This is a genomic window from Burkholderia sp. BCC1996, assembly GCF_905339955.1.
In the GTDB taxonomy this organism is placed as follows: domain Bacteria; phylum Pseudomonadota; class Gammaproteobacteria; order Burkholderiales; family Burkholderiaceae; genus Burkholderia.
Genome location: NZ_CAJPHM010000039.1, coordinates 25,863 through 38,258, shown reverse-complemented (window position 1 = coordinate 38,258; position 12,396 = coordinate 25,863). Strand labels below are relative to the sequence as shown.

Annotated in this window: 12 protein-coding genes; 5 read left to right on the top strand and 7 right to left on the bottom strand. The window is 67.7% G+C overall.

Annotated features, from left to right (window positions below):
- Positions 1–6: 6 nt before the first annotated feature.
- From U4Z64_RS34440 to U4Z64_RS34425, 4 genes are read right to left on the bottom strand one after another with little or no spacing between them, the layout of a single operon-like run.
- Positions 7–795 carry an ABC transporter substrate-binding protein gene (locus tag U4Z64_RS34440; protein WP_321822368.1) on the bottom strand — a complete coding sequence of 263 codons (789 nt, stop codon included), beginning with the start codon at positions 793–795 and terminating at the stop codon, positions 7–9.
- Between the two features lie 49 nt (positions 796–844).
- On the bottom strand, positions 845–2,281 hold the full coding sequence (locus U4Z64_RS34435) for an NAD(P)/FAD-dependent oxidoreductase (RefSeq protein WP_321822367.1): 1,437 nt from the start codon (positions 2,279–2,281) through the stop codon (positions 845–847).
- Entirely contained in the window at positions 2,278–2,577 is a 300-nt protein-coding gene (locus U4Z64_RS34430) for a (2Fe-2S)-binding protein (protein WP_321822366.1), read from the bottom strand. Before U4Z64_RS34430 ends, U4Z64_RS34435 begins: the two co-directional genes overlap by 4 nt.
- Positions 2,570–3,694 (bottom strand): FAD-dependent oxidoreductase, encoded by a 1,125-nt coding sequence (locus U4Z64_RS34425; RefSeq protein ID WP_321822365.1) that lies wholly within the window; start codon positions 3,692–3,694, stop codon positions 2,570–2,572. The genes U4Z64_RS34430 and U4Z64_RS34425 overlap by 8 nt, the downstream gene beginning before the upstream one ends.
- Before the next feature lie 149 nt (positions 3,695–3,843).
- Here U4Z64_RS34425 and U4Z64_RS34420 point away from each other — a divergent pair, with 149 nt between their 5' ends.
- Positions 3,844–4,758, top strand: coding sequence for a LysR substrate-binding domain-containing protein (locus tag U4Z64_RS34420; RefSeq protein WP_321822364.1), 915 nt, complete (start codon positions 3,844–3,846; stop codon positions 4,756–4,758).
- 300 nt (positions 4,759–5,058) lie between these two features.
- Here the strand turns inward: U4Z64_RS34420 and U4Z64_RS34415 are convergent, their stop codons facing one another.
- Positions 5,059–5,358: an H-NS family nucleoid-associated regulatory protein gene (locus U4Z64_RS34415; protein WP_044847198.1), complete on the bottom strand. Its 300-nt coding sequence runs from the start codon at positions 5,356–5,358 to the stop codon at positions 5,059–5,061.
- Positions 5,359–5,815: 457 nt separating this feature from the next.
- Here U4Z64_RS34415 and U4Z64_RS34410 point away from each other — a divergent pair, with 457 nt between their 5' ends.
- Positions 5,816–6,148, top strand: a complete 333-nt coding sequence (locus U4Z64_RS34410) for a hypothetical protein (protein WP_321822363.1) — start codon at positions 5,816–5,818, stop codon at positions 6,146–6,148.
- Positions 6,149–6,417: 269 nt separating this feature from the next.
- On the opposite strand, the gene shc is transcribed toward U4Z64_RS34410, so the two are convergent.
- Positions 6,418–8,478, bottom strand: coding sequence for a squalene--hopene cyclase (shc, locus tag U4Z64_RS34405; protein ID WP_321822362.1), 2,061 nt, complete (start codon positions 8,476–8,478; stop codon positions 6,418–6,420).
- 52 nt (positions 8,479–8,530) lie between these two features.
- Here shc and U4Z64_RS34400 point away from each other — a divergent pair, with 52 nt between their 5' ends.
- Positions 8,531–9,289: a TetR/AcrR family transcriptional regulator gene (locus tag U4Z64_RS34400; protein ID WP_321822361.1), complete on the top strand. Its 759-nt coding sequence runs from the start codon at positions 8,531–8,533 to the stop codon at positions 9,287–9,289.
- Between the two features lie 4 nt (positions 9,290–9,293).
- Here the strand turns inward: U4Z64_RS34400 and U4Z64_RS34395 are convergent, their stop codons facing one another.
- A complete protein-coding gene (locus tag U4Z64_RS34395; RefSeq protein ID WP_321822360.1) occupies positions 9,294–10,397 on the bottom strand; it encodes a LuxR family transcriptional regulator in 1,104 nt (367 codons plus the stop codon).
- 368 nt (positions 10,398–10,765) lie between these two features.
- Between U4Z64_RS34395 and U4Z64_RS34390 the strand changes: the two genes are divergently transcribed.
- On the top strand, positions 10,766–11,020 hold the full coding sequence (locus tag U4Z64_RS34390; RefSeq protein ID WP_321822359.1) for a hypothetical protein: 255 nt from the start codon (positions 10,766–10,768) through the stop codon (positions 11,018–11,020).
- A gap of 145 nt (positions 11,021–11,165) precedes the next feature.
- Positions 11,166–12,338 (top strand): 4-hydroxybenzoate 3-monooxygenase, encoded by a 1,173-nt coding sequence (locus U4Z64_RS34385; RefSeq protein WP_321822358.1) that lies wholly within the window; start codon positions 11,166–11,168, stop codon positions 12,336–12,338.
- The last annotated feature ends 58 nt before the right edge of the window (positions 12,339–12,396 follow it).

Genomic DNA, 12,396 nt, shown 5'->3' with positions numbered 1-12,396 from the left:
CCGTCGTCAATTCCCGTACATGTCGAAGTCGAAGTATTTCGACTGGATCCGGTTGTACGTGCCGTCGCCGCGGATCTGCGCGATCGCGCGATTCAGTGCGTCGCGCAGGTCCGCATCGGCCTTGCGCACGCCGGCCGCATCGCCGTTGCCCATGATCTTCGGGTCGAACACGACCCCGCCCGCGAACGAGAAGCCCTTGCCGCGCGGCGTCGCCAGGAAGCCGAGCTGGCCCTGCACCGCATCCATCAGCACGCCGTCCACGCGGCCGGTCACGAGATCCGCATAGGCCTGGTCGTAGCTCGGATACGGCACCACCTCGACCTTCGCCGCCGCCCATTTTTCGCGCGCGTAGGTTTCCTGGATCGTCCCCTGTTCGACCGCGACCCGCTTGCCGGCGAGCTTCGCGGCGTCGGGCAGCAGCCCGGAGCCGGTGCGCGCGATCAGGCGCGTCTGGTTGCGGTACAGGCGATCGGTGAAGTCGATCTGCTGGCGGCGCTGTTCGGTCGCGGCCATCGACGACAGGATCACGTCGAACTTGCGCGCCTGCAGCCCGGGAATCAGCCCGTCGAAGCTGCTCGACACCCACACGCATTTCGCGTTGAGCTTCGCGCACAGTGCGTTGCCGAGATCGATGTCGAAGCCCTGCACGCTGCCGTCGGTCGTGGTCGATTCGAACGGCGGGTAGGTCGGGTCGACGCCGATGCGGATCGTCGTCCATTCCTTCGCCGAGGCGAGTGTCGCGAAGGCCATCGCGGCCGCGGACAGCAGGATCGTGATACGCGTCTTGTTCTTCATGGTCAGGCTCCGTTCGTGTGGGCAAGCGTGGGTATGCGCGGGCCGCGCTTCAGCTCGGGAATTCGCCGCGCCGGAAATCGTTCGACAGTTCGAGGGTGTCGGCCATCTCGCCGACGGTGACCGGTTTGATCGGCGCGCGGATCCGGTAATGGCCCACATCGCCGACGCCGCGCTGCTGCACGTCGGCAATCAGTTCGCCGACCGTCGTGCCGCACCAGCGTCCCTGGCACGGGCCCATCCCGCAGCGCGTGAATGCCTTCATCTGGTTCGGTCCCTGGCAACCGAGCGCCGCGAGCGCGCGGATCTCGCCGGCCGTGACCTCCTCGCAGCGGCAGACGATCGTGTCGCCGTCGGGGCGGCGCTGCGCGGCGGGCGGCGTATACAGCGCATCGAGCAGCGGACGCACCGCGAGATGGCGGCGCCAGGCCCGCAGCACCGGGCGCTCGCGTTCGGCTTGCTGCCGACGGTCGAGCGCGCCGAGCGCGGCCGCGATGTCGAGCGCCGACACTTCGCCCGCGAGCGCCGCGGCCTGCGCGCCGCCGATGCCCGCGCCGTCGCCTGCGATCCATACGTGCGCGACGCTGCTGCGGCTGCGTGAATCGCATTGCGGACGCCAGCATGCCGCTTGTTCGTCCCATTCATGCGTACAGCCGAGCGAGCGTGCGAGTTGCGTCGACGGAATCACGCCCTGATGCAGCAGCACGAGCGACGTGTCGAGCGATTGCGCGATGCCGTCTTCGTCGCGAAAGCGGATGCGTTCCGCGCAGCCGTCGCCGTCGATACTGATATCGGTTGCGCGGCGATAGACGGGAATGCCTGCGTCGCGCACCGCGCGCAGCATGCGCCAGCCCTTGAGCAGATAATCGGCGCCGCGCATTGCCGGCAGCGCATGCGGGAGCGCGCGGCGCCAGGCGTCGCGCGGCGTCGTGTCGATCAGTGCGCGCACGCGCCGGCCTGCATTCAGCAACTGCGCGGCGAACAGCCACAGCAGCGGGCCGCTGCCCGCGAGCACGGTGTCGGCCGACGGCGCGAGCCCCGACGATTTCAGCAAGGTTTGCGCAGCGCCGACGCCCATCACGCCCGGCAGCGTCCAGCCGCGCACCGGCCACGGGCGCTCCTGCGCGCCGGTCGCGATCAGTACCGCACGTGCGCCGATGTCGAGCGTGCCGCCCGACGGACCGCTCTGCGTGAGCATCGCTACGGGCTCCGGTTCGAACGCGATCTGCCACACCGTGCTGCGCGGCAGGTACTGCGCGCCGCTCGCGAGCAGGCCGTCGACGAGCGGGCGGCCGGCGGCGTAGTCCTTGCCGAGCCAATGCGCGAGATCCGCGGGTGCGTCGGCGACGTTGCGATAGATCTGGCCGCCGGGCGCGCGGCCCTCGTCGGCGACGACGACCGACAACCCGGCCTTGCGCGCGGTGGCGGCCGCGGCCATCCCGGCGGGACCGGCGCCGACGATCAGCAGGTCACACAGGCGGCGCGTCATGCGAGCCTCGCCTTGCCGTGCATCGCACGCACCTGCATGCCGTCGTGCACGGGCGTCATGCAGCCTTGCACGTTCGGCACGCCGTCGATCTCGACGAGACAGTCGAAGCACACGCCCATCATGCAGAACGGGCCGCGCGGCGCGCCGCTCACCGCGCTCGCGCGGCAGGCGAGCGTGCCTGCGGCGAGCAGCGCGGCCGCGACGCTGTAATGGGCGGGCACGTCGTGCGGCGCGCCGTCGATGTGGATGCGCACGCGTTCGCGCGTCGCGGCGGCGGGGACGATGGAATCAAACATGCCGGGTATCCGTGGGCGCGGCGAAGCGCGCGGTGTTGAAGGCGGACAGGTCGGCGGGCGCGGCGTCGCCCGCGATCCACGGCGCGACGAGATCGGCATGCGCGGCCGCGAGCGTCACGCCGCTGTGGCAGATCGCGACGAACGCGCCGGGATGCGTGGCCGACGCTTCGTAGACGGGCAGGCCGTCGGGCGTCATGATGCGCAGCGCGCCCCACGCGCGCACGACGCGCGCCTGCGCGAGCGCCGGGAACGCGGCGCGGGCGCGGCGAGCGATGTCGACCATCGCGGGGCGCGTCTGGCCGTCGTCGAAGCCGACGTCTTCCGCCGAGTCGCCGAGCAGCACCGAGCCTTCCGGCGTTTGCCGGACGACCAGCGTCGGATAGTCGAGAAACGGTGCAAGCCGCTCGGTGACCATGATCTGGCCGCGCAGCGGCGAGATCGGCGCGTGCAGGCCGACCATCGGCGCGAGCCGCGCGTTGTCGAGGCCGGCCGCGAGCACGACGCGCCCGGCCTCGAGGCGGCCTTCGCGCGTGTCGATCTCGAAGTGTCCGGCACGCGGACGAATCTCGTCGACCGCGTTGCGCGGCAGATAGACGCCGCCGCACTGCGCGAACGCCTGCAGCATCGCGCGCAGCGTGTAGAGCGGATTCGCATGACCGTCGTTCGGCGACCACAGCGCGCCGGCCAGCGCCGGCGACGCGGCGGGAATCCGCTTGCGCAGCGCGGCCGGATCGAGCACTTCGTACGACAGCGCCGCATCCTGGCGATGCAGCGACGCGAGCAGATCGGTCGCGCTGGCCAGCTCGGCGTCGTGCTCGAACAGTTCGATGCCGCCCGGGCGTTCGAACCCGCAGTCCACGCCGGTCTCGCGCCGCAGCTGCGCGGCGAACGCGCCCCAGCGCGCGGACGATTCGCACGACCAGCGCGCGTAGGGCAGGCAGCGTCCGCCCTTGCCCTGCACCCACACCAGCCCGAAGTTGCCGCGTGCCGCGCGAAATGCGATGTCGTCGCCGTCGCACACGGCGACGCGCTTGCCGAGGCGCGCGATGCCCCACGCGAGCGCCATGCCGACGAGGCCGCCGCCGGCCACGACGACGTCGAAGCCGCGCACGCTCATGTGCGGCTCCGGCGGCATCGGGTCGATGTTTGCGTGTTATGGGGCATGGTGGCGCGGTTCCTTGCGTGTAAGACGTTGCTGAACCGATGTTCGGGCAGGCAAAATAGACTGTCCAATACAGCTTGATCAACGATCCATAATCCAGTGTTATGACCACGCCTTCACTCAGGATTCGTCAGATCGAAGCATTCCGCGCGGTGATGCAGCGTCATACCGTCACGCGCGCGGCGCGCGATCTGCATATCTCGCAGCCGGCCGTGAGCCGGCTGATCGCCGACCTCGAGGATCGCGTCGGCTTCGTGCTGTTCGAGCGCCAGCAGGGGCGCTTCACGCCGACCGCGCAGGCGCGCGTGCTGTACGAGGAAGTCGAGCGCGCATTCGTCGGGCTCGATCGCGTCGCGCAGGCCGCCGAGCAGATCCGCGCGATGCGGCGCGGCACGCTGCGCGTGGCCGGCTCGCCGGCGGTCGCACTCGACCTGCTGCCGGAACTCGTCACCCGCTTCGCGGGCGCGCATCCGGGTGTCGACATCACGCTGCTTGCGCACAGCGCGTCGACGGTCGTCGACAAGGTTGCGTCGGGGCAATGCGACGTCGGGCTGATCGCCGAGCCGGTGCCGCATCCGGCGGTGCGCGGCGAGCGGCTCGCGGAAAGCGCGATGTGCTGCATCGTGCCGCGCGGGCATCGGCTCGCGCGCAAGCGCGTGGTGCAGCCGGCCGACCTGCGCGACGAATCGTTCATTTCGTTTCCGCCGAGCTTCGAGGCGCGCAGCGCGATCGACCGCGTGTTCGTCGAGGCCGGCGTGTCGCGCGTGCTGTCGATCGAGGCGCAGTTGTCGCAGACGATCGTCGCATTCGTCGCGAATGGTGCGGGCGTCGCGCTGATCGATCCGGTCACGGCCGCGTATGCGGGCCATCGCGTGGCCGTCAAGCCGTTCGAGCCGGCCGTGCCCGATCACTTTTACCTGGTAACGTCCGCGTCGCAGCCGCTGTCGATGATCGGCGATGCGTTCTGCACGGATTTGCGGGACGCGTTTGCGCGGATGCGGGATCGGCGCGACACATGAGCGGGGAGAGCGGGGGAGGGGATCGCGATCGCGCAGCACCGATTGGCTGCGGATTCAACCCGTCGATCATGCGTGGCCCGTATCGCAATGCAGGCGGGTGTTTGCCCACACGTAGCGGAGTGTTCGGCGTGTTGCGGTTGCTCGGGCGAGCACACAAGCGAGCGTAGGGTGCCACTACGCTCGCTTCAGCGCTCATTGCGAGCGGCTTCATCGACGCGATGACGCGCATTGCCGAAACACATGATCGGCGCTCGATGAGTGTGTTGCCGCTGATCGAGCCGCGGCGTTATCCGGAATGGTTCATTCCTGAATCAGGAATCGATTCCGGTTCTTGGCATCCTTGATCCATGCGGGCGCGCGGCCACGGCCCGACCAGGTTGCGCCAGTCTTGGGATCGCGATATTTCGCATTCACGGTCGCCGGCTTTTTTGCCGCCGCTCGATCCCGACGAACACCGAAGATGTCTTTTTCGGTAATTCCGTACTCCGCGACCTTGGTACGGATGTCTTCGATTACAGCCTGGAGCTCGGTGAGACGGGCGGTCTCCGCTTTCTCCGCCAGTGCGTCCATTTGAGCCTTCAGTTCCTTGTATGTAGCCATGCTTTCCTCCGCGGGTTGTACTGCAAACATGATATGCGGCTTTTTGCCGAAATGATAATGATTGGCTATGCCTAATTCGCCAAGTTTAAAGCAAATTGAACTTTGGATCTCCCTTGCCTTCGGCGCGAGGAACTGTCCGGCAATCGAATTCTATTTTCATATGATGTGAGTTTCGCTGCCGATCGCACTGCCTACGACTGGAAATCGGCGATGAATCCGTTTGTCATCATGCTCGGCGAGCAATTCACGCCATCGTCACGACAAGCAGGTCGATCATGAGTGTCACCAAAAGCGGCGCGGGACCCGCAGGCTACAACATAGTTACCGAATGGCAACGGAAAGCCGGCAATAACGTCGCGAAACGAAAGATGATCTAAAGAGGGCACCTGGTTTATGAACTCCGCCAAAGGCGGTGGGGCGGCTGCGCTTACTCGAACGGCGGGCTTTCGTGCTCCGTTTGGCGAAATTGCTTTACGAACGGGGCGCGGATTTCGCGCTCAAGGTTCTTGTGGTGACCACGACGCCGGGTTGGGAAGAAAACAGACGAGCGCAAATTTGCGACATCCTTTCGGATGAGGCGAGGCTTGCGATTATTCAGCGTATGGCGGCAGCGCAGCAGGCTGAAATCGTAGACAAGACAGCGTCCACAACGGTGATTGACGCAATTGCGAGATTTGCTCCGGAATTCCGGATCGAGTCGAAGCGTTTAAGGCAGGGTGCGGCGAAAACGCCCCGTACGAGGATCTTATCTTCCGCCGGCGATCGATTACCTCGCTGTCAGACCGCGTGATCAACCGCTTTTCCCGTGCGTTTTCGCAGCCACGTTGCGGCCGATGATCGTCCGAGAGGGCGGGCATACCCTACATCAGGTAGCAGGACGCGATCGGCGGAAAGCTTCCGCCGAGCCCGTCCTCGCCATTCATGTACTCGGCGTGTCACGCGATCGAGCGCGAGGAACGCGCGGCACCTTCCGCGCGCGCGCGGGAAGATCGTACGCATTGCCGCTCGAGTTCGGACTCGTGCCTGCGCTCGTGCTCATGCACGTACACACGCACACGCTCAGGCGTGCGCTGTGTCCGAGACGCGGGAGGCCGACACGCCGGCCCCGCCGGACGAAGACGTACCGGCCAGCGCAGCGCCGGCCAGACGCCGATAGCGCGCGAGCGCCCACAGCGGGAAGTACGCGGTATAGCCGTGATACTTCAGGTAGAAGATGCGCGGAAAGCCCGGCGCATTGTGCGAGCGGTGCCACCAGAAGCCGTCGTCCTGCTGCACCGATTGCAGATACGCGATGCCGCGTTTCACCGAGTCGGATTCGCAGTCGCCGAACGCCATCTGCGCGAGCAGCGCCCACGCGGTGAAGTTCGACGTGCTTTCGCCCGCATTGGTGCCGGCGAGCGCCGGGTCGATGTAGCTGTCGTTCGTCTCGCCCCAGCCGCCGTCCGCGTGCTGACGCGCGCGCAGCCAGGCGAGCGCGCGTGCGATGTACGGCTGCGCGGGGTCTTCGCCCGCGAGCGCGAGCCCGGCCAGCACGCTCCACGTGCCGTAGATGTAGTTCGTGCCCCAGCGGCCCCACCAGCTGCCGTCGGGCTGCTGCGTGCGCTTCACGTAGTCGATCGCGCGCGCGAGCGACGCGCGGTCGGCCGCGCGCTTCGTGACACCGAAGCACAGCAGCACGCGGCCCGATACATCCTCGGTCGGCGGATCGAGCAGCGCGCCGTGATCGGCGAACGGGATCGCGTTCAGGTACATGCGGTCGCAGTCGGCGTCGAACGCCGCGAAGCCGCCGTTGCGCGATTGCAGCCCGCGCATCCAGTCGAGTGCGCGCGCGACGCGCGCCTCATACGGGTGCGAGCCGTCCGCGTTGCGGTGCGTGCGGCCACGGCGGTCGAGCATCGCGGTGACGACCGCTGTGTCGTCGATGTCGGGGTAGTACGGGTTCGCATACTGGAACGCCCAGCCGCCCGGTTGCGTGTCGGCGGGCGCGTTCTCGATCCAGTCGCCGCGCAGGTCGTTCACCTGGCGCTCGGCGAGCCAGTCGTATGCGCGTGCGATGCGTGCGTCGAGTTCATTCAGTGAGCCTGCCGGCTCGCCGGCGTCGGGCGCGGCCACGCCACGCGCCTGCTCGAGCGCCATCGTGCTCCACGCGGTGTCCCATACCGGCGACAGGCACGGCTGGCAGTACACGCTGCCGTCGGGCCGCGTGACCAGCAGCTTTTCGAGCGCGTTCTCGCAGTCGCGGCGCAGCGGATGATCGTCCGGGTAGCCGAGCACGTCCATCATCTGGTAGCTGTACACGATCGGCGGAAAGATCCCGCCGAGCCCGTCCTCGCCGTTCATGCGCTCCGCGCACCACGCTTCCGCGTGCCGGATCGCACGTTGCCGCAGGCGTTTCGGCAGCAGCGGCTCCACGTGACGCACCACGCGATCGAGTGCGAGGAACGCGCGGCGCATCCCGCGCGCGGGCGGGAAGTACTGGCGCTCCTGGTCGGGCGGCGTGACGAACAGCTCGGGGATCGCGATGTTGCGCGGGTTGCGCGCACGCGCCTTCAGCGAGCACAGCACGAGCAGCGGCACCATCGTCGTACGTGCCCAGTACGCAACCTTGTACATCGAGATCGGCACCCACTTCGGGAACAGCACGAATTCGACCGGCATGAACGGCGCCGCGCGCCACGGCACCTGGCCGAAGGTCGCGAGCAGGATGCGCGTGAACACGTTCGCGCGCGCCGCGCCGCCGAGCTTCAGGATCGCGTCGCGCGCGCGGACCATGTGCGGCGCCTGCTCGCTGTCACCGGCGGCCTTCAGCGCGAAGTACGCCTTCACGCTGCACGACACGTCCGGATCGCCGTCGACGTACAGATCCCACCCGCCATGCGTGTCGAGCCGCTGGATCGCGCGCAGGTAGCGCGCCATCTGCTCCTGACGCGCGTCGTCGATCTTGTCCATGAAATGCATCATCAGGATGTATTCCGCGGTGATCGTCGCGTCGGATTCGAGTTCGAAACACCAGCTGCCGTCGGGCTGCTGAAGACGCATCAGCGCGTCGCGGCCGCGGGCGATCGCGGTGTCGAGCGCGGACCAGGAGGAGGGGGCGGGTTTATTCATGCGGCGGATCATACCATCCAGCCGGAATGTTTATCTCGAGACCGCGGGTGCTAACATCGCCGCCATGAAGAAACGCCCCGAACCCGCTTTGCACGACATCCCCGAGCCCGTCGACACGGCCGAACCGGCCGGCCCGCAGGCGTCCGGCGCACCGGCTGTGCCCGGTTCTGCGCCCGGTTCCGCGCCTGATTCCGCGCCTGATTCCGCGCCCGTCGCCGGCGTGCGGCGTAAAAAGGCGCCGGAACAGGTGCGCGCGCAACTGCTGGAAGCCGCGTCGGAAATCGCGACCCATCACGGCGTGGCCGCGTTGACGCTCGACGCGGTTGCCGAGCGCGCAGGCGTGACGAAAGGCGCGCTGCAGTATCACTTCGCGAACAAGCAGGGCTTGCTCGACGCGCTGTTCGGGCAGGCGACCGGGCGCTTCGCGACGCAGATGGCCGCACGCCGCGCGGCCGATTCGCACGGCGACGGCGCGGCGGCGCGCGCGTATCTGCATGCGGTGCTCGACACCGCGCAGCCGGCCGCGAGCACCGACGTGCTGCGCGTGCTGGTCGCGTCGATGATCACCGAGCAGGAGACGCGTGCGCGCTGGTCGGTGCCGATGCGCGAGTGGACGCGGCCGGACCCGGTGCCGCTCGAACGGGCGGCGACGCTGATGATCTGCCGGCTCGCGGCCGACGGGCTGTGGATCTCGGAGCTGCTCGACAGCGTGGAGATTTCGGCGGAACTGCGCGCGGAGATCGTCCGGCAACTCGACCGGATGACCGCGGCCGAGCCCGCGGGCACCGGCACGATCAAGGGTGAGCGCGGCCGGCGCCGCTGAGGATTCAGTCGCCGAACAGCGCGATGAGATCGGCAATACGCCGCACGCCCGTCTTCGCGAAGACCGCCTTGATCTGGCTGCGCACGGTGCTGATCTGCACGCGGTTGCATGCCGCGTACTCGGCCGGCGTCAGGCCGCCGGCAATGCCGGTCGCGACGGCCATTTCCGCGCGGGTGAGCGAGAACGGACGCCGGTCCGCGTCGGGCCGTGCGAGGCGCTGGAACGGGCGGCGCAGCAACAGCATCGCGAGCGGGCGCGTGTCTCGATCGAGCGGCGCGGTCAATTGCGGCTTCAGCGGCACGACATGAAGTTCAAGCGTCGGGCGTTGCTCGCGGTCGAGTGCATAGAGCGGCAACGGATCGACACTCGGCTGCGGCGAACACGCATCCCTGACCCGCTGCGCGAGCTGCGCCGCAACCTGCGGCGCCCACGGCACGAGCCGATCGGCCTGTGCGCGCAGTTCCGTCGACGATTCCAGCAACGCGATCGCCGCTGCATTCAGATAGCGCACGTGCAACGTGTCGTCGACGACGATCACCGCGCGCGGCAGCGCATCGAGCGCCGCGGCCATCAGCGGCGCGCGGCTCGACGCCGGCGCGGCCGCTTGCCGGATGCGAAATACGTTCGGCAGATGATCGAGCACACGCTGCAATTCGCGTGTCGTGTGCGTGTCGTACGGCCGGTGATCGACCGGACGGTGCACGGCGAGGATCAGCCGTCGATTGCCGTCGAGCCGCATGCCGCCGCACGAATAGCGCAGGCCTTCGCGAATGTAGAAGTCCTGATAATACTCGCTGCGTGCGATTACGCGATCGGGCAGGAAGCGGTGCATCGGATACATGCGGCCGGCCGGTTCGCGCATCAGCACGCCGCGCGCGAGATCGAGATCGTGATAGTGGCTCGCGTACGCGTCGGCCCAGCCCGAGCCGTAGCCGGCGAAGCGGTATTCGAGGAAGGTGCCGGTGCGCGCGTCGTGCACGAAGCAGTTCGCCGCCCGCGCGTCGGCGAGCGCCATGAGGGCCTTGAGCGCGACGTCCCATTGTTCGGGATCGACGGCGGCCGTGTAGAGCGCCGCGATCGACTCGTCGGCCGAGCAAATCCTTGACATCCCCGTTCCCCGGTTGCCGCACGCGCTACGTTGCGCGTGTCGTCGCATCGCGTTCGCCGGGTCGGGCATGCCGGCGTGTCGCGCGGATGCGGTGCGATCGATTCTAGCAAGCGTCCTCAATTTTGGGGATGCCGCCGCGATGCAGAGTGTCTACGATCGGCAACGAAGAGAGGGGCCGTGGACGTGACACGCGCGGCACGACATTGATTGGACGATATGAAGAAAAGCGTCGTGCTGCCGGGTGTTTTTCTGACATACGACGCGCGTACCGTGAAGCGAAACGAGGACGACGCGTCGAGCGAAAGGACCATGCGGCGATGCGCCGATGAAGACAGGCCGGGTGCTGTGTTTCGGGGAGTGGCAAGCACATGCTGACGAGAGACTATGTGGAGCGCGAGCTCTCTCATATCGAGAGAATGGTCGCGCTGCTGGAAAGCGATGCCGATACCGGCGCGGCGGTGATGCCGGTTGCGATGCGCGTGAGTCACCCGAGTTACTGGCGCGCGCGGATCGAGGCGCTGCTGGCGATTCCCGGCATGCCGCGCCATCTGACGACGCTCGGCAATGCGCTGCTCGCGAAGATCGACGGGATGGAGTCGCGGCCGGCGTCGGCGAAGCCCTGAACGGATGGATGTGCGCGGCCCGGGACGTCCTGCGCGCGCCCGCCTTTATCCATTATCGAGATAGTCCATATTCCGGATATCGCGTTGCGGGATAGCGCGCGTCGCCGCCACACTTGCGCAAAATCAATCCCAACCGGAGACATTCATGCGTACGCAAGTCGGCATCATCGGCGCCGGGCCCGCGGGCCTGCTGCTTTCCCATCTTCTTCATCTGCGCGGTATCGAGTCGGTCGTGCTCGAGTCGCGCAGCCGCGAACAGATCGAATCCACCATCCGCGCCGGCGTGCTCGAACAGGGCACGATGGACGTGCTGACCGAATCGGGGGTCGGCGACCGGATGAAAGCGGAAGGCGCGCTGCATCACGGGTTCGAACTGGCATTCGAAGGCAAGCGCCGCCGCATCGATTTGACTGAGCTGACCGGCAAGGCGATCACCGTCTATGCGCAGCACGAGGTGCTGAAGGATCTCGTGGCCGCGCGCGTGGCGGCCGGCGGCGCGCTGTACTTCAACGTGTCCGGGACGACGATTGCCGGCATCGAGACCGATGCGCCGTCGATCCGCTTCGTGCACGACGGCGTCGAACAGACGCTCGACTGCGACTTCGTGATCGGCTGCGACGGCTCGCAGGGCGTGTCGCGCACGATGATCCCCGCCGCCTTGCGGCAGGACTACGAGCGCGTGTTTCCGTTCGGCTGGTTCGGCATTCTCGTCGAGGCGCCGCCGTCGTCGGACGAGCTGATCTATGCACGCCACGAACGCGGCTTCGCGCTCGTCAGCACGCGCTCGCCGAACGTGCAGCGCATGTATTTCCAGTGCGACCCGAAGGATTCGGTCGACCAATGGTCCGACGATCGCATCTGGGCCGAGATGCACGCGCGCGTCGACTCCGCCGATGGCCGGCAGGTCGTGGAAGGGCGGATTTTCCAGAAGAACATCGTCGGCATGCGCAGCTTCGTGTCGACCACGATGCAGCACAGCCGCCTGTTCCTCGCCGGCGACGCCGCGCACATCGTGCCGCCGACCGGCGCGAAGGGCCTCAACCTCGCGGTGTCGGACGTGCGCATCCTGACGTCCGCGCTGCAGGCGTTCTACGACGAAGCGCGCACCGACCTGCTCGACGCGTACAGCGAAACCGCGCTGCGCCGGATCTGGCGCGCCGAACACTTCTCGTACTGGATGACGCGCATGATGCATCGTCTCGACGACGCGTCGCCGTTCGAGCAGCGTTTGCAGGTGGCCGAACTCGAGCACGTGACGACGTCGCGCACGGCGGCGATGGCGATGGCCGAAAACTACGTCGGCGCGGTCGCGGTCTGACGCGCGGCAATCGAGCGGGCTGTTGCGGTCGCGGCTTTCGGGAGCCGGGACCGCGCGC

What these genes read in the sequence shown, in the direction of transcription:
- U4Z64_RS34440 (WP_321822368.1), bottom strand. Translation starts at nt 795, where the DNA reads ATGAAGAACAAGACGCGTATCACGATCCTGCTGTCCGCGGCCGCGATG.
- U4Z64_RS34435 (WP_321822367.1), bottom strand. Translation starts at nt 2,281, where the DNA reads ATGACGCGCCGCCTGTGTGACCTGCTGATCGTCGGCGCCGGTCCCGCC.
- U4Z64_RS34430 (WP_321822366.1), bottom strand. Translation starts at nt 2,577, where the DNA reads ATGTTTGATTCCATCGTCCCCGCCGCCGCGACGCGCGAACGCGTGCGC.
- U4Z64_RS34425 (WP_321822365.1), bottom strand. Translation starts at nt 3,694, where the DNA reads ATGAGCGTGCGCGGCTTCGACGTCGTCGTGGCCGGCGGCGGCCTCGTC.
- U4Z64_RS34420 (WP_321822364.1), top strand. Translation starts at nt 3,844, where the DNA reads ATGACCACGCCTTCACTCAGGATTCGTCAGATCGAAGCATTCCGCGCG.
- U4Z64_RS34415 (WP_044847198.1), bottom strand. Translation starts at nt 5,358, where the DNA reads ATGGCTACATACAAGGAACTGAAGGCTCAAATGGACGCACTGGCGGAG.
- shc (WP_321822362.1), bottom strand. Translation starts at nt 8,478, where the DNA reads ATGATCCGCCGCATGAATAAACCCGCCCCCTCCTCCTGGTCCGCGCTC.
- U4Z64_RS34400 (WP_321822361.1), top strand. Translation starts at nt 8,531, where the DNA reads ATGAAGAAACGCCCCGAACCCGCTTTGCACGACATCCCCGAGCCCGTC.
- U4Z64_RS34395 (WP_321822360.1), bottom strand. Translation starts at nt 10,397, where the DNA reads ATGTCAAGGATTTGCTCGGCCGACGAGTCGATCGCGGCGCTCTACACG.
- U4Z64_RS34390 (WP_321822359.1), top strand. Translation starts at nt 10,766, where the DNA reads ATGCTGACGAGAGACTATGTGGAGCGCGAGCTCTCTCATATCGAGAGA.
- U4Z64_RS34385 (WP_321822358.1), top strand. Translation starts at nt 11,166, where the DNA reads ATGCGTACGCAAGTCGGCATCATCGGCGCCGGGCCCGCGGGCCTGCTG.